Source organism: Pseudomonas sp. H3_E07 (assembly GCF_054668895.1).
Map to the genome: position 1 here is coordinate 1,145,248 of NZ_CP162795.1, position 24,351 is coordinate 1,169,598.

At 61.1% G+C, this 24,351-nt stretch carries 24 protein-coding genes and 1 tRNA gene; 6 read left to right on the forward strand and 19 right to left on the reverse strand.

Going from position 1 to position 24,351, the window contains the following annotated elements:
• The first annotated feature begins 114 nt into the window (after window positions 1-114).
• Both AB4O08_RS05195 and AB4O08_RS05200 read left to right on the forward strand, forming a co-directional pair.
• Window positions 115-1,302, forward strand: a complete 1,188-nt coding sequence (locus AB4O08_RS05195; RefSeq protein ID WP_460114737.1) for a cyanate transporter — start codon at window positions 115-117, stop codon at window positions 1,300-1,302.
• Between the two features lie 137 nt (window positions 1,303-1,439).
• Window positions 1,440-2,375 (forward strand): LysR family transcriptional regulator, encoded by a 936-nt coding sequence (locus tag AB4O08_RS05200; RefSeq protein WP_021491021.1) that lies wholly within the window; start codon window positions 1,440-1,442, stop codon window positions 2,373-2,375.
• A 13-nt stretch (window positions 2,376-2,388) separates the two neighbouring features.
• Here the strand turns inward: AB4O08_RS05200 and AB4O08_RS05205 are convergent, their stop codons facing one another.
• The 9 genes from AB4O08_RS05205 to AB4O08_RS05245 all read right to left on the reverse strand — a co-directional run bounded on the left by AB4O08_RS05205 (window position 2,389) and on the right by AB4O08_RS05245 (window position 10,353).
• Entirely contained in the window at window positions 2,389-2,751 is a 363-nt protein-coding gene (locus tag AB4O08_RS05205) for a 5-carboxymethyl-2-hydroxymuconate Delta-isomerase (RefSeq protein ID WP_010212167.1), read from the reverse strand.
• Window positions 2,752-2,799: 48 nt separating this feature from the next.
• Complete coding sequence (locus AB4O08_RS05210) at window positions 2,800-3,723, reverse strand: LysR substrate-binding domain-containing protein (protein ID WP_010212169.1); 924 nt, start codon at window positions 3,721-3,723, stop codon at window positions 2,800-2,802.
• 57 nt (window positions 3,724-3,780) lie between these two features.
• Window positions 3,781-5,097 carry an MFS transporter gene (locus AB4O08_RS05215; RefSeq protein WP_010212170.1) on the reverse strand — a complete coding sequence of 439 codons (1,317 nt, stop codon included), beginning with the start codon at window positions 5,095-5,097 and terminating at the stop codon, window positions 3,781-3,783.
• Window positions 5,098-5,152: 55 nt separating this feature from the next.
• Window positions 5,153-6,475: an MFS transporter gene (locus tag AB4O08_RS05220; protein WP_021491022.1), complete on the reverse strand. Its 1,323-nt coding sequence runs from the start codon at window positions 6,473-6,475 to the stop codon at window positions 5,153-5,155.
• A 73-nt stretch (window positions 6,476-6,548) separates the two neighbouring features.
• On the reverse strand, window positions 6,549-7,427 hold the full coding sequence (locus AB4O08_RS05225) for an SMP-30/gluconolactonase/LRE family protein (RefSeq protein WP_431480119.1): 879 nt from the start codon (window positions 7,425-7,427) through the stop codon (window positions 6,549-6,551).
• Window positions 7,428-7,492: 65 nt separating this feature from the next.
• The gene (locus tag AB4O08_RS05230) at window positions 7,493-8,425 is read right to left on the reverse strand and encodes a beta-keto acid cleavage family enzyme (RefSeq protein WP_021491024.1); all 933 of its coding nucleotides are present in this window, start codon (window positions 8,423-8,425) and stop codon (window positions 7,493-7,495) included.
• Window positions 8,426-8,492: 67 nt separating this feature from the next.
• Window positions 8,493-9,281: an SDR family oxidoreductase gene (locus AB4O08_RS05235; RefSeq protein WP_010212176.1), complete on the reverse strand. Its 789-nt coding sequence runs from the start codon at window positions 9,279-9,281 to the stop codon at window positions 8,493-8,495.
• Window positions 9,278-10,000: a GntR family transcriptional regulator gene (locus tag AB4O08_RS05240; protein WP_010212177.1), complete on the reverse strand. Its 723-nt coding sequence runs from the start codon at window positions 9,998-10,000 to the stop codon at window positions 9,278-9,280. Before AB4O08_RS05240 ends, AB4O08_RS05235 begins: the two co-directional genes overlap by 4 nt.
• Before the next feature lie 209 nt (window positions 10,001-10,209).
• Complete coding sequence (locus AB4O08_RS05245; RefSeq protein ID WP_181195556.1) at window positions 10,210-10,353, reverse strand: hypothetical protein; 144 nt, start codon at window positions 10,351-10,353, stop codon at window positions 10,210-10,212.
• A gap of 196 nt (window positions 10,354-10,549) precedes the next feature.
• Between AB4O08_RS05245 and tcuC the strand changes: the two genes are divergently transcribed.
• Together tcuC and AB4O08_RS05255 are read left to right on the forward strand one after the other, a co-directional pair.
• Entirely contained in the window at window positions 10,550-11,854 is a 1,305-nt protein-coding gene (gene tcuC, locus AB4O08_RS05250) for an MFS transporter (RefSeq protein ID WP_021491026.1), read from the forward strand.
• The gene (locus AB4O08_RS05255) at window positions 11,854-12,612 is read left to right on the forward strand and encodes a substrate-binding domain-containing protein (RefSeq protein ID WP_042570716.1); all 759 of its coding nucleotides are present in this window, start codon (window positions 11,854-11,856) and stop codon (window positions 12,610-12,612) included. Before tcuC ends, AB4O08_RS05255 begins: the two co-directional genes overlap by 1 nt.
• Here the strand turns inward: AB4O08_RS05255 and AB4O08_RS05260 are convergent.
• From AB4O08_RS05260 to AB4O08_RS05275, 4 genes are all read right to left on the reverse strand, one after another.
• Window positions 12,604-13,506: a LysR family transcriptional regulator gene (locus AB4O08_RS05260; RefSeq protein ID WP_010212183.1), complete on the reverse strand. Its 903-nt coding sequence runs from the start codon at window positions 13,504-13,506 to the stop codon at window positions 12,604-12,606. The genes AB4O08_RS05255 and AB4O08_RS05260 overlap by 9 nt on opposite strands.
• A 155-nt stretch (window positions 13,507-13,661) precedes the next feature.
• Window positions 13,662-14,690, reverse strand: coding sequence for a histone deacetylase family protein (locus AB4O08_RS05265; RefSeq protein ID WP_042570715.1), 1,029 nt, complete (start codon window positions 14,688-14,690; stop codon window positions 13,662-13,664).
• Window positions 14,691-14,701: 11 nt separating this feature from the next.
• Entirely contained in the window at window positions 14,702-15,931 is a 1,230-nt protein-coding gene (locus AB4O08_RS05270) for a Zn-dependent hydrolase (protein ID WP_137206435.1), read from the reverse strand.
• 13 nt (window positions 15,932-15,944) lie between these two features.
• Entirely contained in the window at window positions 15,945-17,264 is a 1,320-nt protein-coding gene (locus AB4O08_RS05275; protein ID WP_010212187.1) for an MFS transporter, read from the reverse strand.
• Window positions 17,265-17,422: 158 nt separating this feature from the next.
• Between AB4O08_RS05275 and AB4O08_RS05280 the strand changes: the two genes are divergently transcribed.
• Window positions 17,423-18,388 carry a LysR family transcriptional regulator gene (locus tag AB4O08_RS05280; RefSeq protein WP_010212188.1) on the forward strand — a complete coding sequence of 322 codons (966 nt, stop codon included), beginning with the start codon at window positions 17,423-17,425 and terminating at the stop codon, window positions 18,386-18,388.
• 50 nt (window positions 18,389-18,438) lie between these two features.
• Here AB4O08_RS05280 and AB4O08_RS05285 read toward each other — a convergent pair whose 3' ends face one another.
• A complete protein-coding gene (locus tag AB4O08_RS05285; protein ID WP_021491030.1) occupies window positions 18,439-18,693 on the reverse strand; it encodes a hypothetical protein in 255 nt (84 codons plus the stop codon).
• A gap of 282 nt (window positions 18,694-18,975) precedes the next feature.
• Here AB4O08_RS05285 and AB4O08_RS05290 point away from each other — a divergent pair, with 282 nt between their 5' ends.
• The gene (locus AB4O08_RS05290) at window positions 18,976-20,202 is read left to right on the forward strand and encodes an MFS transporter (protein WP_460114738.1); all 1,227 of its coding nucleotides are present in this window, start codon (window positions 18,976-18,978) and stop codon (window positions 20,200-20,202) included.
• Window positions 20,203-20,554: 352 nt separating this feature from the next.
• Here AB4O08_RS05290 and AB4O08_RS05295 read toward each other — a convergent pair.
• The 5 genes from AB4O08_RS05295 to dapA all read right to left on the reverse strand — a co-directional run bounded on the left by AB4O08_RS05295 (window position 20,555) and on the right by dapA (window position 24,243).
• A tRNA-Ser gene (locus AB4O08_RS05295) sits at window positions 20,555-20,644 on the reverse strand.
• 83 nt (window positions 20,645-20,727) lie between these two features.
• Window positions 20,728-21,441, reverse strand: coding sequence for a phosphoribosylaminoimidazolesuccinocarboxamide synthase (gene purC / locus AB4O08_RS05300; RefSeq protein ID WP_010212191.1), 714 nt, complete (start codon window positions 21,439-21,441; stop codon window positions 20,728-20,730).
• A gap of 27 nt (window positions 21,442-21,468) precedes the next feature.
• Window positions 21,469-22,227 (reverse strand): MBL fold metallo-hydrolase, encoded by a 759-nt coding sequence (locus tag AB4O08_RS05305; protein ID WP_021491032.1) that lies wholly within the window; start codon window positions 22,225-22,227, stop codon window positions 21,469-21,471.
• A gap of 4 nt (window positions 22,228-22,231) precedes the next feature.
• Window positions 22,232-23,347 carry an outer membrane protein assembly factor BamC gene (gene bamC, locus AB4O08_RS05310; RefSeq protein ID WP_460114739.1) on the reverse strand — a complete coding sequence of 372 codons (1,116 nt, stop codon included), beginning with the start codon at window positions 23,345-23,347 and terminating at the stop codon, window positions 22,232-22,234.
• 17 nt (window positions 23,348-23,364) lie between these two features.
• Window positions 23,365-24,243 (reverse strand): 4-hydroxy-tetrahydrodipicolinate synthase, encoded by an 879-nt coding sequence (gene dapA, locus AB4O08_RS05315; protein ID WP_010212195.1) that lies wholly within the window; start codon window positions 24,241-24,243, stop codon window positions 23,365-23,367.
• Window positions 24,244-24,351: the final 108 nt, after the last annotated feature.

A 24,351-nucleotide genomic window follows, 5' to 3' on the forward strand; every position in this document is an offset into this window, starting at 1 on the left:
TTGATCAGCGGTGAATCCGTCACCTGCAATTTTTCAATAGCCTCTGCGACTTTCTCATTTGCCCCCTCCTCCCACCCATGGCCTGATTCCCCCTTGTTCTTTCAAGGCCGTCCCATGGAAACCGTTCAAACAAAACCCATTACCGCCGCCTGGCTGATGATCAGCGTCGTACTGGTCGCCCTTAACCTACGCCCGTCGATGGCCGCTGTCGGCCCCCTGTTGTCCTCGATTCGCGGCGACGTGCCATTAAGTTTCAGCAGCGCAGCCCTACTCACCATGTTGCCGGTGATGGCCATGGGCTTGGCAATGTTCTTTGGCATGGGCCTGGCCAAGCGCTTCGGCGAGCACCGCAGCATCGGGGTGTCGCTGGTGGTAATTGGCGTGGCGACGTTGTCGCGGCTGTTCCTGGATTCGGCGCTGGAGTTGATTGTCAGCGCCGTCGCCGCCGGCGTGGGGATCGCGATGATCCAGGCGCTGATGCCGGCGCTGATCAAGTCGCGGTTCAGTGACAACGTCTCGCTGTTCATGGGCCTTTACGTCACCGCTATCATGGGGGGCGCGGCGCTGGCGGCATCGTTTGCACCGTTCGTGCAGGTGCAGACCGGCAGCTGGCGCATCGGCCTGGCGATTTGGGCCGTGCTGGCACTGTTGGCCTTGGTGTTTTGGTACGCCCAGCGCTCAGCGTTGCCGCCACTGCCCCAAACCGGCGTCGGGCCTCAGGCGTCATTTTTCGGTAACGGGCGCGCGTGGTTGCTGGCGGTGTTTTTCGGCCTCGGCACCGCGTCCTACACCTGCGTACTCGCCTGGCTGGCGCCCTACTACGTGGAGCAAGGGTGGAGCGAGCAGAACGCCGGCTTGCTGCTGGGTTTCCTGACGGCCATGGAAGTCGTGTCCGGTCTGGTCACCCCCGCCATCGCCAACCGTCGCCAGGATAAACGCGGCGTGGTGGCGGTGCTGCTGGTGCTGATCATCCTCGGTTTCTGCGGCCTGATTCTGAGCCCGCAACACCTGAGCCTGCTGTGGCCTTGCCTGCTCGGCCTGGGCATCGGCGGCTTGTTCCCGATGAGCCTGATCCTGTCCCTCGACCACCTGGACAACCCGCGCCGCGCCGGTGGCCTCACCGCGTTTGTGCAGGGCATCGGCTACTTGATTGCCGGGGTGTCGCCACTGATCGCCGGGATCATTCGTGACCAACTGGGCAGCTTCGAATGGGCCTGGTGGTCGCTGACGGCGGTGATCGTGCTGATGCTGTTGATCGTCACGCGTTTCAACCCAAGGCATTACGCGCGACATATCCGTTGAGGTCGTGTTGCAAACAATATTTGTCTCACCCCAAACATAGAAACGTCCTACAGAGCATTCTATTGGCACGCTCGTTCCGTTAAGCTTTTATGCTGTCTTGTACTGAGTTCGGTACAACGGGTTTACGGACGAAACCGATGCTAAACAGTAACTTGCTCAGAAAGCTCGATATGCAGGACTTGATGGTGTTTATCGCCGTCTATGACCAGAGCAGCGTTACCGAGGTGTCTGAAACGCTGTTTGTCAGCCAGTCCACCGTGAGCTACAGCCTGAAGAAGCTGCGCACCAGTTTTGAAGACGAGCTGTTTATCAACACGCGGGCCGGCATGCGGCCGACGTACAAGGCCACCACCATGTACGGCCATGTGCAGAAAATCCTCGAAAGCATCAACCTGTGCCACGCCGGTGGCCAGGCCTTCGATCCGACGCAGAAGGCCGTGACCTTTAACGTGTGCGCACCGGAATATTTCGAGCAATTGATCCTGCCGCGCCTGCTGAAGAACTTCGATCACGCCGACCTGCCGGTGATCGTCAATGTGCAGAAGCTGGAAACCGACATCCCCGCCGACGCCTTGCGTGAAGGTCGCCTCGACCTGGTGATCTGCTTCGGCCCCAACTTCCACCGTGCCCACAAAGACTTCCGCACCCAGATGCTGCTGGAAGACGACCTGGTGTGCGTATTCGACAAACGCTCGGCACCGCGGGAGCCGGCCTTCAGCCTGCATTCCTTCGTTGAACGACGCCACGTGTTTCCCACGCCGTGGACCTCCGATACCAACATGATCGACGGCTGGCTCGCGCGTCAGGCCCACAAGCGCCAAGTGATCGCCCGCGCCAACAGCTACAGCGCGGCGCTGAAAATGATCACGGGCACCGACTTCATCGTCACACTGCCCCGTCGCGTGCAAAAACTGTTGGCACCGGCCACAGTGTTCGGCCATTGCGAAGCGCCGAACGGCTTGCCGGGGTTCACGCTGGAAATGCAGTGGAACGAAACCAGTGAACAGGACAGTGCCAATACCTGGTTCAGGGAACAGGTGGTCAAAGTCTGCGCGGATCAGGGTTTACTTTGAAGCGTGCGGTGGGTCAGCCGATGGCGACTTTACTGTAGGAATCGCGATCCATGTCTACCAACTGGACACTCAGTTGAACCTGCACACCTTCCGGCCAATCGCCCAGATCCTGCAGTGCCGCCAGCAGGCTTTGCGACAGCTGCTGCTTGACCTGCGGCGACCGCCCGCTGAGCAGCGATAGCTTCACCGCGATAAAACCGCGTGGGTCGAGGGACGTGCCCACTTGGAACGTCTCGACCTTGACTGCACGGCTTTTGATATCGAACTCGGAACCGAACTGGCCGGACCCCATCAGCACATTGTTGAGCCGCAACAGGGTTTTCTCGACGGCAAGGCCGGTCAGGTTGGCGGTGTATTCCAGGTGCAGGTGTGGCATGGAGGGCTCCGAGTTTTTTGTAGGAAGATACCTAGATATACCACGGAGTCAGGCCTTGGTCGCCAAACCTCGATCACTCATGAACGCTTCCAGTCGCGAGCGTACCCAACGCTCGGCAGGGTCGGTGTCCACATGGCTGAGCCAGACCATGGACAAATCCAGGGTCGGCGTCTCGAACGGGAACGGCTCACAGAACAGGTGGCCCGACACGGCCATGGCCTCGGCGGTGTAGTCCGGCAAGCTGGCGATCAGGTCGGTACCGGCGAGCAAAGCCGGCAATGCGCTGTATTGCGGCACCGACAACACCACCTGACGCTTGCGGCCGATTTCCGCCAGCCACTCATCGGCGAACCCCGCCACGTTGGCGGTGTGGGACACCAGCACATGGGGGCGTGAGCAATATTCATCGAGGGTCAGCGGTGTTTCCGAGGCATCGGCACGCAAGATGCGCGGGCGGATATGGCGCAGCAGCTTGCGCTTGGCGTTCGCCGGAAGGCCACGGGTCTGGGTGATGCCCACGGTGATATCACCGGAGGCCAGCAGGTCGGGAATGCGCCAGTAGTCCACATGTTGCACCACGAACACGACTTGCGGCGCTTCCTGGCGCAGCGAGCGCAGCAGCGGCGGTAACAGGCCGAACTCGACGTCATCGGACAGGCCGATGCGAAAGGTCATGGTGCTGATGGACGGGTCGAAGTCGTGGGTCAGGCTCAGGGCCGAGGACAACGAATCCAGCGCCGGCGACAGATGCTGGATGATTTCCTCGGCCCGCGCCGTGGGCTCCATGCGGTGGCCGACGCGAATGAACAGCGGGTCGTTGAACAACGTGCGCAAACGATTGAGGGCCGAACTGATGGTCGGCTGGCCGAGAAACAGCTTCTCCGCCACACGCGTCACGTTGCGCTCCAGCATCAGCGCTTCGAACACCACCATCAGGTTGATGTCGGCCTTGCGTAATTCATTGCGATTCATCGGCGCCTGCCCATTTCCCAAGACAAGCCGCAGTGTAGAAAGCCCCGTAGCCGGCGTCTACGTGTAGGACGCTTCGCTGGCCTGTGCGCCACGCTCAGGCTCATGCCCCATGCGCAAACGCAATGCCGCCAGCGCTGCGACCACCAACACCAGCGCAATCACTTTCAAGCCATTCATCGCGTTGCCGGTGCTTTGCTCGATCACCCCCATCACCGAGGGCCCGACAAACCCACCGAGCAGTCCGCACGCGTTGACGAAACCCAGCCCGCCCGCCAGCGCAACGCCTTTGAGGCGTGAAGCCGGGTACAGAAAAATGATCGACTGCACCACGAAGAACATCACCGCCGACAGGCAAAACCCGAGCAGGCTGAACACCGGCCCCGACACCGACGCAATGCCCAGGCCCAACGCCATGGTCAATAACCCCGTGACCAACAACCGCCGGCAACGTCCGGGCGTGGTGGCAAAACGCGGAATCAGCAAGGCACCGAGTGCCGCCGCGATCCACGGCAACGAGGTCAGCAGGCCGACGCTCATGGTGCTCAGTTCGCCGTATTTGCTGATAATGCTCGGCAGGAAAAAGATCACGGTATAGATAGTGATCTGGTGACAGAAGTACACAAAGATCGCCAGCAGGATTTGCGGGGTCAGCCAGTTTTTCAACGAGTGACCGCCCTCGCCCGCGCCCTCCTCGGTTTCCTGGGCGATGCGCTGTTCGATCCCGCGTGCTTCCTCGGCCGACAGCCACGGCGCCTTGCTCGGGCGGTCCGGCAGTTTGCGCCAGACCACCCAGGCAAACGCCACCGCCGGCAAGCCTTCCAGCATGAACATCCACTGCCAGCCGTGCCAGCCAAGCATCCCGTCCATGCGCATCAAGGCCGCGCCCACCGGGCCGCCGATGATGTTGGCGAAGCACACGCCGAGCAGGAAATAACCGGTGGCGCGCGCCCGTTGTTCACGGTTGAACCAGTAGGTCAGGTAGAGCATGACACCCGGAAACAAGCCGGCCTCTGCAATGCCCAGCAACAGGCGCAGCACGTAGAACGAGGTCTCGCCTTGTACAAAGGCCATGGCCGCTGAAATCAGGCCCCAGGTCACCATGATCCGCGCGATCCAGAACCGTGCGCCCACCTTGTGCATGATCAGGTTGCTGGGGATTTCCGACAGCGCATAGGTCAGGAAAAACAGCCCCGCGCCCAAGCCATACGCTGCGGCGGAAATGCCCAGGTCGACGTCCAGGTGATGCTTGGCCAGGGCGATGTTGGTGCGGTCCAGAAAGCTGAGGATGTAGGCAATGATCAGCAAGGGCATCAGCTTGACGAACATCAGTTTGTTCAACGCCTGCGGTGTACGGGCGGAGGGGGTGGTAGTCATCGGCAATTCCTCTTGGCGCCCCGCCAGCCGGGCTGGGGGACGCATCGATGTTGTTCTAGGAGTCGAGTTGCACAACCAAGGCCTGGGGGCGATGGGAAAACAGTTGCAGCAGCGCGCCGCCCAGGGCGCAGCCGGCCATCACAAAGAAACACACGGTGTAGCCGTGCAGCGTGGTCCAGCCGCCGCCCATGGCGATCAGGCTGCCCATCAGCACGGGCGCCAGGCCGCCCCCGATGAACATTGCGGTGGTGATGATGCCGTTGGCGGTCGACGTTGCCGACGGTTCGGCGGAGTCACAGGCCACTGCGTAGTAGATCGGCCACACCGCATTGGCCACCAGGCCGAACAGCAGTTGCACGACCACGATCAATGTCAGGGTGTTGGCGAAATAGAACGCGCCCACACTCGCCGCCATCCATAGCCCGCAGATGATCAGGGTGGTGCGTCGGCCGATGATGTCCGACAGCGACGGCCACACCAGTTGCCCGAGAATGCCGGTGAGGGTGAACACCACACTCATCCCCGCCGACTCGGCCAGGGACAGCCCGGCGATGTTGTACAGGTAGGCCGGCAGCACGATGTTGACGCCCATGTACACGACTTGGGTAAGCATCGTATTACCGGCCGTAAGGGCGATATTGCGGTTGCGCAAGGTGGCGACGAAGGTCCGCCAGGCTTCACCCTTTACCGAACTGGCCGGGGCGTTGTCCGGTGGGGTCATGCCTTTGGCGGCGATGTCGACGTACAACGCGGTGATGCGTTCAGCGGTGGAATAACGCGCCCAGAAGATCATCAGCGGCAACGCCACCACGAAGGCGAAGAAGAACACATAGCGCCAGTTCTCCTCACCGAACACGGTGATGACGAAACTCGCAACAATCCCGCTGAGCATCGCGCCGATCGGATAACCGGTGTGGTGCGCACCCAAGGCAAACCCGCGACGCTCCACCGGCCACCATTCGGCGGTATTGCTCACCCCTACCGGTTCGCCCCAGCCGGCGCCGAGGTTGACGCCGACGCGCAGGGCAATGAAGGTGGCGAGGTTGCCGCTCAAGGCCTTGAAGCCGGACAAAAACGAAATGGCGGTGTAGCCCAGCACCAACGGCACCTGAAAGCGCGCACGTTTCCAGCCGCCACCGTATCGGTCGCTCCACATCGAACCGGGGATATCCAGCAGCGCCAGGGCCAGCATGACCACCGTGGCCACGGTACCCCACTGGTCGGCGGATAAATCGAAATGCTTGGAGATGGTCGGCCCCAGGCGCAACACGATCTCACGGTCGTAGGCGTTAAGGATCCAGATCATCCAGCAGACCAGCAGCGATACCCAGGAATGCCGGTGAATGCTGCGCAGCGACGCTTTTTTTATAGTTGCCATGGGCCTCTCCAGGCGCGCGAGGGCGCGCACTGACACAAGGTTGCGAAGGAATATGCCTTGTCACACACACGCGCTAGCTGGCGAACCGTCGCTCGGCTATTCCTTGCACGCCCAGCCCGGTAATGGCGAACAGCGCTCCGCGCTGCTGGCCGTCTGCCGGAAAACGCGGCAACGGCGGCTTGGCCATGGAGGTCACAAACAGGGTGTCCAGGTTCGGCCCGCCAAAAGTCAGGCTGGTGACCTTTTTCACCGGCATCTGGATGATGCGGTCGACAACACCTTCTGGGGTATAGCGCACCAGCTTCCCGGCATAGACCAACGCCTGCCATAGGCAGCCTTCGGCATCCACGGTGCAACCATCGGCGGCGCCCCCGCCGCGGGTATCGACCTTGGCGAAGGTGCGGCGGTTGCTCACGTTGCCGGTGGCGAGGTCGTAGTCGTAGGCCCAGATCTCGCCGGACCAGGTGTCGCAGAAGTAGAAGGTGTCACCCGACGGGCTCCAGCACGGGCCGTTGGACACGATGATGCCTTCGTCCAGGGTGTGCAGGCTCAGGTCGGCGTCCAGGCGGTAAAGCTTGGCGCTGGCGTTGTCTTCCTGGGTGTCCATGGAGCCGAAGATAAAGCGGCCCTGGCGGTCGACCTTGCCGTCGTTGAGGCGGTTGTCCGGCAGATGCGGTTCCGGATCAGCGACCAGGTTGAGTTCACCGCTCTTGAGGTCGAGTGTGTGCACGCCGTTTTGCAGGGCGACAATGGCCGACTCACCGTCCTGGCGCAGGGCCATGGAGCCGATTTTCTGGCCCACCTCCCAGGCGCGCAGTTCGCGGCCGTCGTCGGTGCAGCGCAGGATGCGGCCGTCGGCGCTGTCGATCCAATACAAGCGTTGTTGCTCGACGTCCCACACCGGGCCTTCGCCCAGGGTGGTCTTGACGTCGACAAGCACTTCGATACGCATGGTGTGATCCCCTTATTGTTGTTGTGCGGGATGCAGGCCGCGCCTTGACGCGGCGGTTAGTCGGGTTAGAAATTGACCTGGTCGCGCCCTTTGAGCCCGAGGATTTCCCGCGCTTCATCCGGTGTGGCGACGCGGTGCCCCAGCGCTTCGATCACCGTACGAATGCGCCGGACCTGATCGGCATTCGACGCCGCCAGTTTGCCCGGGCCATCCCACAGCGAATCCTCAAGCCCCACTCGCGCGTTGCTGCCCATGGACAGGCCCATGGTCGCCAGCGGAATCTGCCCACGCCCGGCGCCGAGGATCGACCACACGTAGTCGCTGCCAAACAGACGGTCGGCGGTACGGCGCATGTGCGCCAGGTCTTCCGGGTGCCCGCCGATACCGCCGCGCAGGCCGAACACCGACTGGATGAACAACGGCGGCTTGAGCAGGCCGCGCTCCATAAAATGCGCGGCGGTGTAGAGGTGGCCGATGTCGTAGCACTCAATCTCAAAACGGGTGCGGTTTTCGGCGCAGGCATTGAGGATGTGAGTGATGTCGCGGAAGGTGTTGCGGAAGATTCGGTCGTCACTCTCTTCCAGGTACGGCCGCTCCCAATCGTGCTTGAAGTCGGTGAAGCGGTTGAGCATTTCGTAAAGGCCGAAGTTCATCGAGCCCATGTTCAGCGAGGCCAATTCCGGCTTGAACTGCATCACCGGCTGCAGGCGCTCTTCCACGCCCATGGTCGGCGCACCGCCGGTGGTGATGTTGATTACCACGTCGCTGGCGGCCTTGATCTGCGGCAGGAATTCGGCGAACAGTGCCGGGTCCTGGCTGGGGCGACCGTCGTTGGGATCACGGGCATGCAGGTGCACAATCGCGGCGCCGGCTTCAGCGGCACCGATGGCGGCGTCGGCAATTTCCTGGGCGGTGATCGGCAGATGTGGCGACATCGACGGTGTATGAATCGCACCGGTAACGGCGCAGGTAATGATGACAGGACGATTTTTGGACATGACGAATCTCCGACTTTTATTCTTATGAAAAAAATCCTGGGTATTGCGCGATGTGGTCTTGCGTGGCTTACAGGTACTCGACGTTACCGTCGACGCTGATCGCCTGGCCGGTCACGTTGCGTGCGGCGGGCGAACAGAGAAACAAGGCCATGGCTGCCACGTCTTCGGCGGTGACCATGCGCTTGAGGGAAATCTTGTTGAGGTATTCCTGGCGCATCTCGGCTTCGGGCACGCCGACCTGTTCGGCACGCGCACGGATCACGCCGTCCATGCGCGGGCCTTCGACGATGCCGGGCAGCAAGGCGTTGACGCGGATATCGCTCTCGCCCAGCTCCGAAGCCAGGGATTTCATCAAGCCGACGATCGCCCATTTGGTTGCCGCATAGGGCGTGCGCCACGCGTAACCCAAGCGCCCCGCCACCGAGGCGATATGCAGCAGATGGCCGTGGGACGATTCCTTGAGCATCGGCACTGCGTGGTGGGCAAACCGGTATTGCGCGGTGAGATTGATGTTGATGGTGGCTTGCCACTCGGCGTCGCTGATCGCATCGATCCCGCCGGTGGGCCCGGCGATCCCGGCGTTGTTGACCAACACATCGAGGCCACCGAAATGCTCGCGCTGCACCTTGAACACCGCCTCGATCTGCGCGGCGTCGCTGACATCGGCGCGGGTGGCGACGGTGCCTGGGTATTTGTCGCGAAACACCGCCAGGGCCGACTCGCTCACATCACACACATGCACCTGGGCACCGGCTTCCAGATACGCCGCCGCCAGCACTTCACCAATGCCGGCAGCCCCGCCGGAAATCAACACACGTAACCCAGGATAGGGCTGCAGCCGTTGTAGGACACTCATGCACGTTTACCTCCTGAAACAGACGACCGCGAACGGTCGTTCTTGACGAGCAGGCGCGCGAGGGAGTCGGCGGCCTGCATGATGTCATCGGTCACCGCTGCGCGCGCCCCCCCGCCATCGCGGGCAGCCAGGGCTTCGACAATGCGCGTGTGCGCCTCCATCGAGCGTTGCAGGTGAGCTTTATCCGGGGCGACCAGCGCAAAGCACGGGCCCATGTGCAGCCAGAAGTTTTCCACGGCGGCCATGGTCAACTCGGCCTGGGCCACGGCGTAGATGCGCCGGTGAAAGGCAAAGTTGGTCCACAGGTAGCGGGACACGTCGACTTCGTCGGCGGCGTGCTGCATTTGCTGGCACAGGTCAGTGATTTCATCGAGGTCGGCCTTTTGCAGGAGCAGCACGGCTTTTTCCGCCAGCAGCCCTTCGAGGGCGACCCGGGCATCGCGAATTTCCCGCAGGCGTTCGACCGTCATCAAGCGGACGCGCAGACGGGAGGTCTCGGTGACTTCAAAGGCGTTTTCGGCGCTGAGGCGCTGCAGGGCTTCACGCACCGGCATGGGACTGGAACCGAGGGCTTCGGCAAGGCCGCGGATGGTGAGCTTCTGGCCGGGTTGGAAACGGCCACTCATCAAGGCTTCGCGGATCTGGCGGTAGACCTGGTCTTGCAAGGTATCGCGGGACACCTGGCGCAGGGTGGGCAGGAGAAGCGGACCATCTGTCATGAGGCAAAACCTGTGTTGTCGTTCTTATGGCCTCAATATGTGATCACAAATCAAATATGTCAAATAGTTTCCCACCCCGATAGCGCACATCACACATGTGGGAGCGGGCTTGCTCGCGAAAGCGGTGGGCCCGCCAACACATTGGTTGACTGACGCACAGCGTTCGCCAGCAAGCCCGCTCCCACAGTTTGACCCTATCTAACCTGGGACTACGGCTTGAGTGGACGCTCCTGATCCCGCTCGGAGAGCTCTGTCCCATCATCGGGATGCTTCCAGGTCTGCGGTTTTTCTTCCTCCCGCTGCCGGGCCTGCTCACGCTCCCGCTCATCCCGCTGCTTCTGTTGGTCAGTCATCGCCACCTCCCGTCCGTAAGACTTGGTCAAACCTTCAGCATAGAACAGCGAATGCGTTGTTGATTTATTACCGATTGATAGCGAAGACACATCAATGCATCCAAATTTGTCACTTATCATTTCTAAATGTGTCAGCCACTATTCTCGGTCTTAGGCGAAACAAGCACTTTAAAAAGAACGCTGGAGACACAAAACCATGACTAGCCCTACCCGACCCGACTCTGCCCGCTCGAAAGTGGGTGCGGTATTCCGCGTTACTTCGGGCAACTTCCTCGAACAATTCGACTTCTTCCTGTTCGGTTTTTACGCCACCTACATCGCTGCCGCATTCTTCCCTGCCGCTAATGAGTTTGCGTCATTAATGATGACCTTCGCCGTGTTCGGTGCAGGCTTCCTGATGCGTCCGTTGGGCGCGATCATCCTGGGGGCCTACATCGATGACGTCGGTCGCCGCAAAGGGTTGATCGTGACGCTGTCGATCATGGCCAGCGGCACGCTGCTGATCGTGCTGGTCCCCAGCTATCACACCATCGGCCTGTGGGCGCCGTTGCTGGTGCTGCTCGGTCGCCTGTTGCAAGGATTCTCGGCCGGCGCTGAACTGGGCGGTGTGTCGGTGTACCTGTCCGAAATGGCCACGCCCGGCCGCAAAGGCTTCTACACCAGCTGGCAATCGGGCAGCCAACAGATCTCCATCGTGGTCGCCGCCGCGCTGGGTTATGGCCTGAACGTGTGGATGGAACCCGCCGTGGTAGCGGATTGGGGCTGGCGCATTCCGTTCGCCATCGGCTGCGTGATCATTCCGTTCATCTTCATCCTGCGTCGCAGCCTGCAGGAAACCGAAGAGTTCGCCAACCGCAAGCATCGCCCGACCATGCGCGAAGTGCTGGCGACCCTGGTGAAGAACTGGACAGTGGTCATCGGCGGCATGCTGATGGTGGCCATGACCACTACCGCGTTCTACCTGATCACGGTGTATGCGCCGACCTTCGGCAAGACCGTGCTGCAATTGAGCACGTCCGACGCTCTGTTAGTGACCCTGCTGGTGGCAGTGTCGAACTTTATCTGGCTGCCGATCGGTGGCACCCTCAGCGACCGTTTCGGCCGCAAGCCGGTGCTGATCGCCATGACCGTGCTGACGGTTCTGACCGCTTATCCAGCGCTGTCCTACGTGGTAAATGCACCGAGCTTTGCCCATATGCTGGAAACCCTGCTGTGGTTCTCCTTCCTCTACGGCCTGTACAACGGCGCAATGATCCCGGCGCTTACCGAAATCATGCCGGTGGAAGTGCGCGTGGCGGGTTTCTCCCTGGCCTACAGCCTGGCCACCGCGATTTTCGGTGGTTTTACCCCGGCGATCTCTACCTGGTTCATCCACATCACCGAAGACAAAGCCTCGCCGGCCTACTGGATGATGTTCGCCGCAGCGTGTGCACTGTGCTCGACCCTGGCGTTGTATCGTCGCGCCAATGCTCGCGGACAAGTCATGCAGGGGGCGGCGTAATGAAGACGTTGTATAAAACCCTATCGGCGCTGGCCCTTGGCGTCCTGTCGCTGTCGGTCCAGGCCGAACAGCTCAAGGTGATGACCTCCGGTGGCTTCACCGCCGCGTATAAAGTGCTCGGCCCGCAGTACGCCAAGCAAAGCGGCGACAGCCTCGAAACCATTTTGGGTCCGTCCATGGGCAAGGCGCCGGAAGCGATTCCCAACCGCCTGGCCCGTGGCGAACACGCCGACGTGGTGATCATGGTCGGTTACGCCCTGGATGAGCTGATCAAACAAGGTAAGGTCGACCCGGCCTCCCGTGTGGAACTGGCGGACTCGCGTATCGGCCTGGTGGTGAAGGCCGGCGCGGTCAAACCTGCGATCGGTACTGACGCCGAGCTGAAAGCCGTGCTGAGCAAGGCCAAATCCGTGGCTTACTCGGACAGCGCCAGCGGTGTGTATGTCGAGAAGGAGCTGTTCAAGAAGCTCGGCATGCCGGCCAAAGGCACCATGATCGAACGCCTGCCGGTGGCCGAGCAGGTGGCCAAGGGCGACTACGAGGTGGGCTTGCAGCAGGTCGCGGAACTGTTGCCGGTGCCGGGTGTGACCTACGTCGGCAAGATTCCGGAAGACGTGCAATCGGTGACGCGCTTCGCGGCGGGCATTCCGCTCAACGCCGAACACCCGGAGCAGGCCAAGGCGTTGTTGCAGTATCTGGCGTCGCCCCAGGCGCAACCGGTGGTACAAGCCACCGGCCTGGACTCGGTGTCACCCTGACCGAAACGGCATCTCCCGCACCAACCGCTCCAACTCCAGCGCCGCTGGCGGCAAGGTCCGCCCGCGGCGTTTGATCAACCCCACATTGCGCATCACCTGAGGCTCCACCAGCGGCACACTCACCAGAATCGGGTGCTCGACCGCCGGCATCGCAATCGACGGCACCATCGCCACCCCCAGCCCCGCCTCCACCAGCCCGATCATGGTGGTCACGTGGTGCGTCTCGCAGATACTCGGCTTTTTCACCCGTACGCCGCGCAAGGCCTGATCGAGCAGGAAGCGGTTGCCGGAGGTCTTGTCCACGGTGATGTAGTCGTGTTCATAGGCCTCGGACCAGGGCACGCTGTCGCGCTGTGCCAGTGGGTGATCGCGGCGACAGGCCAGCACGTAGCGCTCCTGCAGCAGCAGTTCGAACTCCACGTCATCGGCCAGGCTGCCGCTGAAACTCACGCCGAAATCTGCCTCGCCACTTTCCACGGCATTGCACACTTCACCGGCACTGGCATCCAGCACCCGCAGGCGAATCTTTGGATACAGCTTGTGGAATTCGGAGATCACGTGGGGCATGAAGTAGTACGCCGTCGACGGCACGCAGGCGATGGTGACATTGCCCATGCGTGTGGACGCGACATTGCTGATGCCCATGAGCGCGAGATCGAGATCGTCGAGCATGCGCTCGACCTTAGGCAGGAACGCACGGCCGACCATGGTCAGGCTGACGCGCCGCGTGGTGCGTTCGAACAGCTTCACATCCAGGGCGGTCTCAAGCTTTTCGATACGCCGGCTGAGGGCCGGCTGCGAAATCCGGATGGCTTCGGCGGCACCGCGAAAACTGCCCTTGTCTACCACGGCGCGAAAGGCTTGGAGGTCGTTGAGGTCAAAGTTGATGATCACGTGAGGGCCAATGTGGTCGAGGTAGTGGGCATTATCGTACGGGAGCCGATGGGGCGCCATGCATGCCGGGATCAGCTTGTCGTAATACCCCTGCTACCCGCCTCCCCGTGAACCCTTACCGTAAATCACCCCGGCGTCGAGTCGGTGCAAACAGGTTAAAGCCGCTGCCAAACCTGCGGCCCATTAAAAAACGCCTGCGCATTGCTATCCAGCGTCTCCAGGTGATACCCACCCTCCTGCACGATCACACAGGGCAATCCCAACCCGCGAATGCACTCACCCAACCGCGCGAACCCCTCGCGCGTTACTGCGACTTTGCTCTGCGGGTCCAGCTCGTAGATATCGAAACCCAGTGACAGCACCAGCACCTCTGCCGAGAAGTTCTTCACCGCCGCCAAAGCCAGTTCCAGTTTTTCGAAGAACACGGCCTCACTGGCACCGTGGGGCATCGGCAGGTTGAGGTTGAAGCCTTGGCCTGCTGCGTTACCGCGCTCTTCGACGAAGCCGGCAACGCCAGGGTAGAAATTGGTGGGGTCACCGTGAATCGAGACGTAAAGCACGTCGTCACGGTCGTAGAAAATCTCTTGGATGCCTTGGCCGTGGTGCATGTCGGTGTCGAGCACGGCGACGCGCTGGAAACCTTGGCGCAATGCCTGCGCTGCTACCGCTGCGTTGTTGATGTAACAGAATCCCCCCGCTGCATCGTAACGAGCATGATGTCCCGGTGGACGACAGAGCGCGTAGGCCGCCGGGGCGCCCTCAAGAATGTCCTTGGCGGCAGCAACGGCGCTCTGGGCCGACCAGTAGGCCGAGCGCCACGTCAGTTCGCCGATCGGGCAACTGCCATCCGCCAGGTAGCGCGCAGCCTGGGCAAGGATGCCGCGCAGGGCGTTGGGCTCGCGCACGAAGATATTGGACATGACTTCGTCGCCCCAGTCTTCGGGGATTTCCTGCCAACGTTGGTGGGCCTCCTGCAGAAATGCCAGGTAAGGCGCACCGTGTACCGCCAGCAGTGGATCGAGGCCGTAGTCCTGCGGCTGCTGGATATCAAAACCCAAGGTGTGTGCCGCCAACAGCAGATGACGGGCACGCTCGGGGACCTCCTGCGGCGTACGCATCTGGCCACGGGAGTAGTAGCTGCGCGGATGATGCAGAAGTTGTTCGGGATGAAAAAACGTACGCATGAAAAATCTCCTTACTGAACCTGGCCGGCGCGCTTCAACACGGCATTGAGCAATACGTCGGTGCCCTGGCGCACGTCCTCGGGCAACACGTCTTCGGCTTCGTTGTGACTGAGGCCGCCGACGCAAGGGATGAAGATCATCGCCGTCGGGCAATAGCGCGCCAGGTGGATGGCGTCGTGACCGGCACCGCTGACGATGCGTTGCTGGCTGTAACCCAGGCCATCCACGGCGGCTTGTACGCAGGTGACGCAGTCGGCGTCGAAGGGCGTGGCCGGGCTGATCCAGTGTGGGCTGACGGTCACGGACAGTCCGCGTTGCTCGGCGATGGCCTGCAACTGTCGGCGCACCTGTTGTTCCATGGCGTCGATATCGTCGTCGCGGTGATGACGCAAATCGACGGTGAAATTCAGCAGACCAGGGATGGTGTTGCGCGACGATTTGGCGATGCTTAATTCACCTACAGTGGTCAGGCCTTCCGGGGCAAAATCCGCCGCCAGTTTCTCCAGCGCCTGGATCATTTGTGCGGCGCCATACAACGCGTCTTTACGCAGCGGCATCGGCGTAGTGCCGGCGTGGGCAGCCATACCTTCGACGCGCACATCCAGCCAGCGAATTGCCTGTCCACCGGTGACCACACCGATGCTCTTGGCATTGTCTTCAAGGATCGGGCCCTGTTCGATATGCGCTTCGAAATACGCATCCACCGCGCCACCCAATGGGCGTGAACCGTTGTAGCCAGTTGCACGCAAGGCCTCGGCCACGCTGATACCATCGACGTCGGCAGTGGCCAGGGCCTTGTCCAGCGCCAGGGTGCCGGTGAATACCGCCGAACCGAGCATGGCGGGTGTAAAACGGGCGCCCTCCTCGTTGGTCCATACCGCAATTTCCAGTGGTTTGCGTGTCTGGATCCCGTGATCGTCCAGGCTGCGAATCACCTCCAGACCCGCCAATACACCGTAGACACCGTCGAAGCGGCCGCCCTCGGGTTGTGTGTCGAGGTGACTGCCCATCATCACCGGTGCCGCGTCCTTGTCCGTACCGGCACGGCGGGCGAACAGATTGCCGATGGCATCCACGCTCAGGCTCAACCCGGCGGCCGTGCACCAGTGGCTGAACAGTTCGCGACCGGCTTGGTCTTCGCCGCTCAAAGCCAGGCGGCAACTGCCACCGCGCGCCGTCGCGCCAATCTCGGCCATGGCCATCAGGCTGGCCCACAGGCGCTCGCCGTTGATCTTCAACATTACTGTCACTCCCTCAAACGCTATGGGCCATTTCAAGACGGTGCGCGGAGGCATGGCGGCGCGACAACGCCAGCACACACACCAGCGAGACCGCCGCGATCAAGCTGTAAAACACTGCCATTGGCCACCATTGGCCTTGGTATTCGTGGGCCAGCCAGGTTCCGATCAATGGCGTAAGGCCACCCGCCAGGGCGCCGCACACCTGGTACGCCAGGGAAATCGCGGTGTAACGCACGCGGGTTTCAAAGAGGCCGCTGACGAAGCCGGCGATCACGGCATAAAACGACGCCATGCACACCACTGCCAGGGCGATGCCGAGGATGATCAAAGGCGCCTGGCCGCTGCTGACCAGGACGAACATGGGGTAAGGCGAAGCCATGGCCAATACGGTCATCGCGCACAGGAAACGCGTGGCACCGACCTTCTCCGCCACCCAGGCAGCCAGCGGCTGGACGCAGAACTGGATGATCGCGACAAAGAACAGGCACTCCAGAATCAACGAGCGCGGCAGGCCCAGTTGCTGAGTGCTGTAGGCGATCATGAAGGTGTTGGTGAAATACACGCCAGCGATGCCCAGGGTGTTGGCACCGATGCACAGCAGCAGCGGACGCCAGGCGGTTCGCAGCACTTCAATGACGGGCGCCTGGTCTTTCTTGATCGCCCGCGCTTTTTCCGCCAGGGCTTTGTCTTCAAGAAACTCCGGCGACTCGTTCACGCCCAGGCGAATCGCCAGGCCGACCACCAACAGCAACGCACTGGCCAGGAACGGCACGCGCCAGCCCCAGCTCAATAGCTCGTCTTCCGGCAGGCGGGTTACCGCACTGAACGCCAACAGTGACAGGATCAACCCAGCCGGGCTGCCCAATTGCGCGAAGGAAGCAAAGAAGTTGCGCCGGCCTTTGGGCGCATGCTCGCCCGCCATCAGCACCGCGCCGCCCCACTCACCGCCGACGGCAATACCCTGCACCACGCGGAGCAGGACCAGCAGTACTGGCGCAGCGGCACCGATCTGCGCGTAGGTCGGTAGCAGACCGATACACACGGTGACCACGCCCATCATCACCAGGGTAATCACCAGGGATTTTTTGCGGCCAATCCGGTCACCGATGTGCCCGAACACAATGCCGCCCAACGGCCGCGCAAAGAAACCCACGGCAAAGGTGCCGAACGCAGCCATGGTGCTAAAGAGCTTGTCGTCAGAAGGGAAAAACAGTTGGCCAAACACCAGCGCCGCGGCGGTGGCGTAGATGTAAAAGTCGTACCACTCGATCATGGTGCCGATAAAAGCGGCGGCCGCAGCACGGCGAGGCTGGGGCGAAGCGGAAGGCTTCATGGGGCTGGCTCCTTTGGTTATTTTTTTGGCAGGAGAAAGGTCGAACGCATGCGCTCTGATGGCGCTTGTTGAGGGTGATTTATCGTCTTGGGGCTATGATTAGTCAATTTTCTATTTATTATTCCAATTATAAATCCTGCTTATTATCGAGCTGCAGCATGCCCGACGCCCGCCGCGACATTCACCCTTTGCTCAACGACCGCCTGGACTGGAACCTGCTGCGCACGTTCCGCGTGATCGGCCAGGAGCTGAGCATCAGCCGCGCCGCCGCCCGTCTGCACTTGACCCAACCGGCGATCAGCCAGGCACTCAAGCGGCTGGAAGAACAACTCGATTGCCAACTCATCGTTCGCCGGGGTCCACGCTTTGTGCTGACGGAGGCCGGTGAGCAGATCTTCGCCATCGCCGGCGAGATGTATGGCCAGGTGTCGCAGATGAGTAACGCCCTGCAAAAACCCGGTGATGAAGTGATCGGCAAAGTGCGATTGCTGATGATCAGCCGGATCAACTCGGACACCTTCGATGAATACCTGGCGGACTTTCATCGTGAACACCCTCGGGTAGACCTGGAAGTCGAGGTGATGCGCAGTTCGGACATCGTCGCCGCGCTCCTGGAAAAAACCGCGACGCTGGGCCTGAGCCTTAACCGTCGGCCACAGCCACGTCTGGAACAACACCTGTTCCTGCGCCAGCGTTATGCGTTTTTTTGTGGGCGACACCATCCGCTGTTCGGGCGCATCGGTTTGGCGGAGGGGGACCTGCAATCGGAGAACTTCGTCAGTTTTACCAGCGACCAGATTGGCGGGATGCTCTCACCGTTGACGATTTTCCGCGACCAGCAAGGGTTCAGTGGGCGGATTGTGGCGTCGTCTTCAAGCCTGGAAGAAGTGCGGCGATTGGTGATCGCCGGCTTCGGCCTGGGCTGCCTGCCGATCCATGTGGTCGCGGATGATGTGAAAAACGGGCTGCTCTGGCGGTTACCGCCGGATGAGGGAATAACGGACGTGGACATTCACCTACTGTGGAATCGAGAGCAGAAGATGAGCCGCGCGGAAACCGTGTTTATTCAGAGCCTGACAGCGCGCCTGGCTGACCACGGCGCGCACGCTTCTAAAAGTGGATGAACGCCTCTCTGAAGGGAGTGGTCAAGCCAGAACAACAGGGAACCTTTTACTCAGCGTCCCCGTTCTTTATTGGCTTGAGAGAGAACCGAGGCCGCAAGGGATTTTGCAGCCTCACTGTACTGGTCGCTTTGAAGCACTTTCCCCGCCTTCTCCTCCAGCACAGCGCTTGTCTGCTTCTCGGTACTGCGCTGAGCCAACGCTGAAGCGGCAAGGCTTTTGGCAATGACCGAAGCGTCTGGATTATTGAGGGTGTCGGCCGCCAGGGTAGCTATCTTGCCGGAGGTTTTTTTCGTGTTCTTGCTCATGATGCAATTCCTTTGCAGTGGTTAGCGCCTGATCGAGTGCGCTATCACAACGTAATAAACTGCAGGAGCCACTGCAATGCGCTGCCTGTAGGCAACGTTTTGCAAGTCCGTGCGAAAGGTGCATCGGTCATGCAGTGCGTGCTAGAGCGTCGCATCGATAGCACTGATGATTACTATCGAAACGAGCGCCTGCTCGATTTTCAGCACTGATTCCTATAATCGCTTCCTAATTCCCTCCCCCTCGCCTGGCTTCGGGCGACGTTCACCCTGGAACCCAACACTATGCCAAGTGCCAGCCAGGCCCCTCGCGGCCTTCCCGAACATAATCAACAGAGCGTCAAACAGCAGTGGCTGGCGATTCTCTCAGTCGCCGTGGGCGCCTTTGCCTTGGTGACCAGCGAGTTTCTGCCAGTGGGCGTACTCAACGATGTCGCTGCGGACCTGGGCATCAGTGCCGGTCACGCCGGCCTGATGGTCACCCTGCCCGGCATCATGGCCGCGCTCGCCGCGCCCCTGCTGTCGGTGATCATTGGCGCCATGGACCGCCGTTATCTGCTGATCGGCCTGACGCTGATCATGATCATCGCCAACATGGTGGTGGCCTTCGCCAGTGATTTCAGCCTTCTGCTATTCGGTCGCGTATTGCTGGGTATCAGCATCGGCGGTTTCTGGGCCACAGCCATCGCCCTCAGCGGCCGCCTGGCACCCAAAGGCGTGGATGTCGCGAAGGCCACCTCGATCATCATGATGGGCGTGACACTGGCCACCGTACTCGGCGTGCCCGTAGGCACATGGCTAAGTGGCTTGATGGGCTGGCGCATGACTTTCCTGGTCACCGCGTTGCTGGGCTTACCGGTGCTGCTGGCACAGGTCCTCCTGCTCCCCATCCTCAAGCCGGAAAAACCCATTCTTGTCAGCGACCTGCCAGCGTTGTTCATCAACCCACGGGCTCGGGTCGGTTTGATCGCGGTATTGCTGATCGGTCTGGCGCACTTTGCCGCGTACACCTACGTCGCGCCTTTCTTCAAGAACAGCTCCGGCTTCGATGGTCCGACCATCGGCTCGCTGCTGCTGATGTTTGGCGTGGCCGGTGTAGCAGGTAACATCTTTGCCGGTTTCGCCGCCAACCGCAGCGTCCGCTACACCCTACTGCTGGTCGCGCTGATGATCGGCACCAGCACCGCCCTGTTCCCCTACTTCGCCACCGGCCTGACCGGCGCCGCCATGCTGATCGCACTCTGGGGCTTCGCCTTCGGCGCCTTCCCGGCCTGCGCCAGTATCTGGATGTTTGTCGTAGCGCCCAAGGATGTGGAGCGTGGCATGCCGCTGTTCGTTGCGTTGTTCCAGGTGATTATTGCGCTGGGCTCGTTCTTCGGCGGACGGATTGTCGACCAGATGGGCAGCGCCGTGCTGTTGAGCCTCGCGACCGCATTGGTAGGCGGGGGTTTTGTGACGGTGCTGGTGCTGGGGCGGAATGTGAGCAATAGCTTGGCAGCGCAGCCTGCCTGACCGGGAACGTAGTCACTGAAAAGCCTGCTGGGTGTTGAACTCGGCGGGCTTTTTCGTTTAATGGGGGTAAGCGATGACCGCTATTCCCGGAGATCAGCACCGGGGATCTGCATCAAGGCGTTCGGAGCCATTAACCGACGGCAAGGGAAGCGTCGATAACTCAATCCCTGACAGCCGGAAACCTTCTCGCCTCTATCCTTTGCGACGGATTTGGGCTCTCCAGGCGTCACCGCGTTTCTCGTAATTGGCGATTTACGGATATTGGCGGGTGCTTGGGGGGCGCGAAAGAGAAGGCATTCCCCCAAACACAAAAAAGCCCCGAGGCGGTTAAGCGCTCGGGGCTTTTTAAATATGGCGGAGAGATAGGGATTCGAACCCTAGGTACCGGTGAAGGTACAACGGATTTCGAATCCGTCCCATTCGGCCACTCTGGCATCTCTCCAACGGCGCGCATCATAACAGCGTGGATCAGGAAAGCAAAGCGCCGAAGCGATTTTTTTCCGTGCTATCAGATGCTTGCGTCGATTAAAGCGGTACGCCCAGACGGTTGGCGACTTCTTCGTAGGCTTCGATGACGTCACCGAGGCCCTGGCGGAAGCGGTCCTTGTCCATCTTCTTCTTGGTGTCTTTGTCCCACAGGCGGCAGCCATCAGGACTGAATTCGTCGCCCAGGACGATGGAGCCGTCGTGGAAGACCCCGAATTCGAGCTTGAAGTCCACCAGCAGCAGGCCAGCGTCGTCGAACAGCTTGCTCAGCACGTCGTTGACCTTGAGGGACAACTCCTTCATGCGCGCCAGTTGCTCAGCGGTGCCCCAGCCGAATGCCACGACGTGGGATTCGTTGATGAACGGGTCGCCCTTGGCGTCGTCCTTCAGGAACAGTTCAAAGGTGTAAGGGTTGAGCTTGAGGCCCTCTTCCACGCCCAAACGCTTGACCAGGCTGCCGGCCGCGTAGTTACGCACGACGCATTCAACCGGGATCATGTCGAGCTTCTTGACCAGGCACTCGTTGTCGCCCAGCAGTTTGTCGAATTGGGTCGGAATGCCGGCCGCTTCGAGTTTCTGCATGATGAAGGCGTTGAACTTGTTGTTCACCATGCCTTTGCGATCAAGTTGTTCGATGCGCTTGCCGTCGAACGCCGAGGTGTCGTTGCGAAACAGCAGGATCAGGCGGTTGGCGTCGTCGGTCTTGTACACCGACTTGGCTTTGCCGCGGTAGAGTTCTTCACGTTTTTCCATGATGGGCTCCGCTTGCTAAATGGTGGGCTAGGCGATGTGTCGCCAATCGAGCCCTGAATCTTGATCGGCCAGTTGCAGCCAGTCCGGGTCGCACCCGAGGGTGTCGACAAAACATTGCCGGGCCAGCTGCGGCAGGTTGTTCTTGCTGCTCAGGTGGGCCAGGACCAGGTGTTGCAAGTCTTGCCAGCCCAACTCATACACCAGGTACGCCGCCTGGTGGTTGTTCAAATGCCCCAGCTCGCCGCCCACCCGTTGCTTGAGAAAGTACGGGTAATGACCACGCGCCAGCAGGTCTCGGCAGTGGTTGGACTCGATCATCAATGCATCCAGGTCACGGTAACCATCCAGCACCTTTGAGCAGTAGGAACCCAGGTCGGTGAGCACGCCGAAACGCCGCTCACCGTCACTGAATACGTACTGCGTCGGCTCCTGGGCGTCGTGCGCTACGGCAATCACATTGATGCTCAACGCACCAATCTGCAGTGTCTCGCCACCAGCCAGGAAACCTGCAGGTTCGATGGGTTTGCGCATCCCGCGCAAGGTACCGCGACTGAGGTACACCGGGAGATTGTAGCGCCGAGACAGCAAACCCACGCCATGCACGTGGTCGGCATGTTCGTGGGTCACCAGAATCGCGCTCAGCTGCGCGGGGTGAACCCCCAGTCGCAGCAGGCGCCGCTCGGTTTCCCGTAACGAGAAACCACAATCCACCAGCACGTACGTGTCGTCGTGGGCGACCAGCGTACCGTTCCCTTGGCTACCGCTGCCGAGAACGGCAAAACGCACCGGATCAGCCCAGGTTGTCTTGAATCACGCCCAACACTTTGCGCGCTGTTTCAGCGGGCGCAACGGTGTTGATGTTCTTCTCGACGGTGACCTGCACGCTTTCGCCTACCTTGCTCAAACGAACCTGATAACGCTCGGCGCGGGTCTCGATCTCTTCCTTGGTCGGTTTGCTGCCGAACAGCTTGCCGAAGAAACCTGGCTCGTCGTCTTTGCGCTCGGCTTTTTCAGCCACGTTGATGTAGTACAGGCCCAGACTGCGGTTGATGTCTTCTACACGCCAAGGGCCCTGTTCCAATGCACGGCCAACGCTGGCCCAGGCACGGTCGAGGTCTTCACCGAGGTTCAACACCACGTTGCCGCTGCCATCTTCGGTGAGGCTGACGCGGCTTGGGGTGTCGTAATCTCGTGCGGCGAGCAGAGAAACCGAACCGCCCTTCTCGGAGATACGGCTCATGCTGGCCAGCATCTCGTCGACCAGTGCCGAGTCGACACCGGTGTTGACCGAACGGTTGGTGAAATCAACGTTGGCGGTGCTGCCGGCCGGACGCTCGGCGCTGACCACATAGACTTCACTGGTATTACGCTGCACGCCTGGCTCGATGCGCACGCGCACACGGGCCTCGCTGTCGGCGGCTACACCACCGGCCTGCAGGCGCTTGGCCATGGTAGCGGACAGTTCGCTGCCCTGCTGCCATGCGGTGGTGAATTCACCGGTCTGCGGGCGCTGCTCGTCGATGCGGAAGCCGTTGTCCTGGAAGAACTGCACGGCCACGGGCCAGACTTCGGCAGGTGGGCGCTGAGCCACGATCCAGCGGGAGTCACCGCTCTTCTGCAGGCTGTAGTCGCTGGCATCCGCCACGGCCGAGATCGGCTGTGGACGCGGCACCACGTACTCACCCTTGGCGGTGTCGTCGGCGACATTGCGCGGAATCGGCAGCAACGGGTCAAGTCGCTTGGCGACGTTGACGCCCGGCGGCAGCTCCATAGGTTTGGTAGGGTGTGCTTCCAGGTAATCGCTGCCGCGGTCACGGAAGTAGCCTTCCGGGCCCCAGATCCAACCGCAGCCACTGGTGCTGGAGATAATCAAGGCAAGTGCGGAAAGTCCGGCCAATCGCTTCATGCGTAGTGCTTCCTCAATTAAACCAGGACGCCGGACTGGCGCAGGGCCTGTCGCAGCGGTTCGTGACAGGCTTCGCTGAGACGGGTGAGCGGCAGACGGATACCGTCCGGCATCATGCCCATTTCAGTCAGCGCCCATTTCACGGGAATAGGGTTGGATTCGATAAACAGTGTCTTGTTGAGCGGCATCAGCTTCTCGTGGATCGCACGGGCGGTCACGGCGTCGCCGGCAATGGCGGCGGCGCACATTTCGCTCATGGCCCGCGGGGCCACGTTGGCGGTCACGGAGATGTTGCCCTTGCCGCCCAGCAGGATCAGCTCGACAGCGGTGGCGTCGTCACCGGAATACACCAGAAAATCGCTGCTCACGCCGGCCAGGATGTCCTTGGCGCGTTGCAGGTCGCCAGTGGCTTCCTTGATACCGATGATGTTCGGCACGGTGGACAGGCGGATCACGGTCGCGGCCTGCATGTCGCACGCGGTGCGACCCGGCACGTTATAGAGGATCTGCGGAATATCGACCGCTTCGGCAATCGCGCGGAAGTGCTGGTACAAGCCTTCCTGGGTCGGCTTGTTGTAGTACGGGGTCACCAGCAGGCAGGCATCGGCGCCGGCTTTCTTGGCGTTTTTGGTCAGCTCGATCGCTTCTCGCGTCGAGTTGGCGCCCGTACCGGCGATCACGGCGATACGGCCCGCGACACGCTTGACCACGAATTCGATCACCTGGATATGTTCTTCCACATCGAGGGTGGCCGATTCACCGGTGGTGCCGACCGCCACGATGGCGTTGGTGCCTTCTTGCAGGTGGAAGTCCACCAGTTTGCCCAGGCTGTCCCAGTCGAGATGACCTTGTGCATCCATGGGTGTGACCAGTGCCACCATACTGCCCGCAATCATGCAACCGCTCCTGCCGGAAAAAGAGAGCCGTAATGGTACTGGCGCCAAGATGCTTGCACAAGCGAAGTACCGCCTGAGGATGCGTTCTGGCGCAACTAAACGACGGGC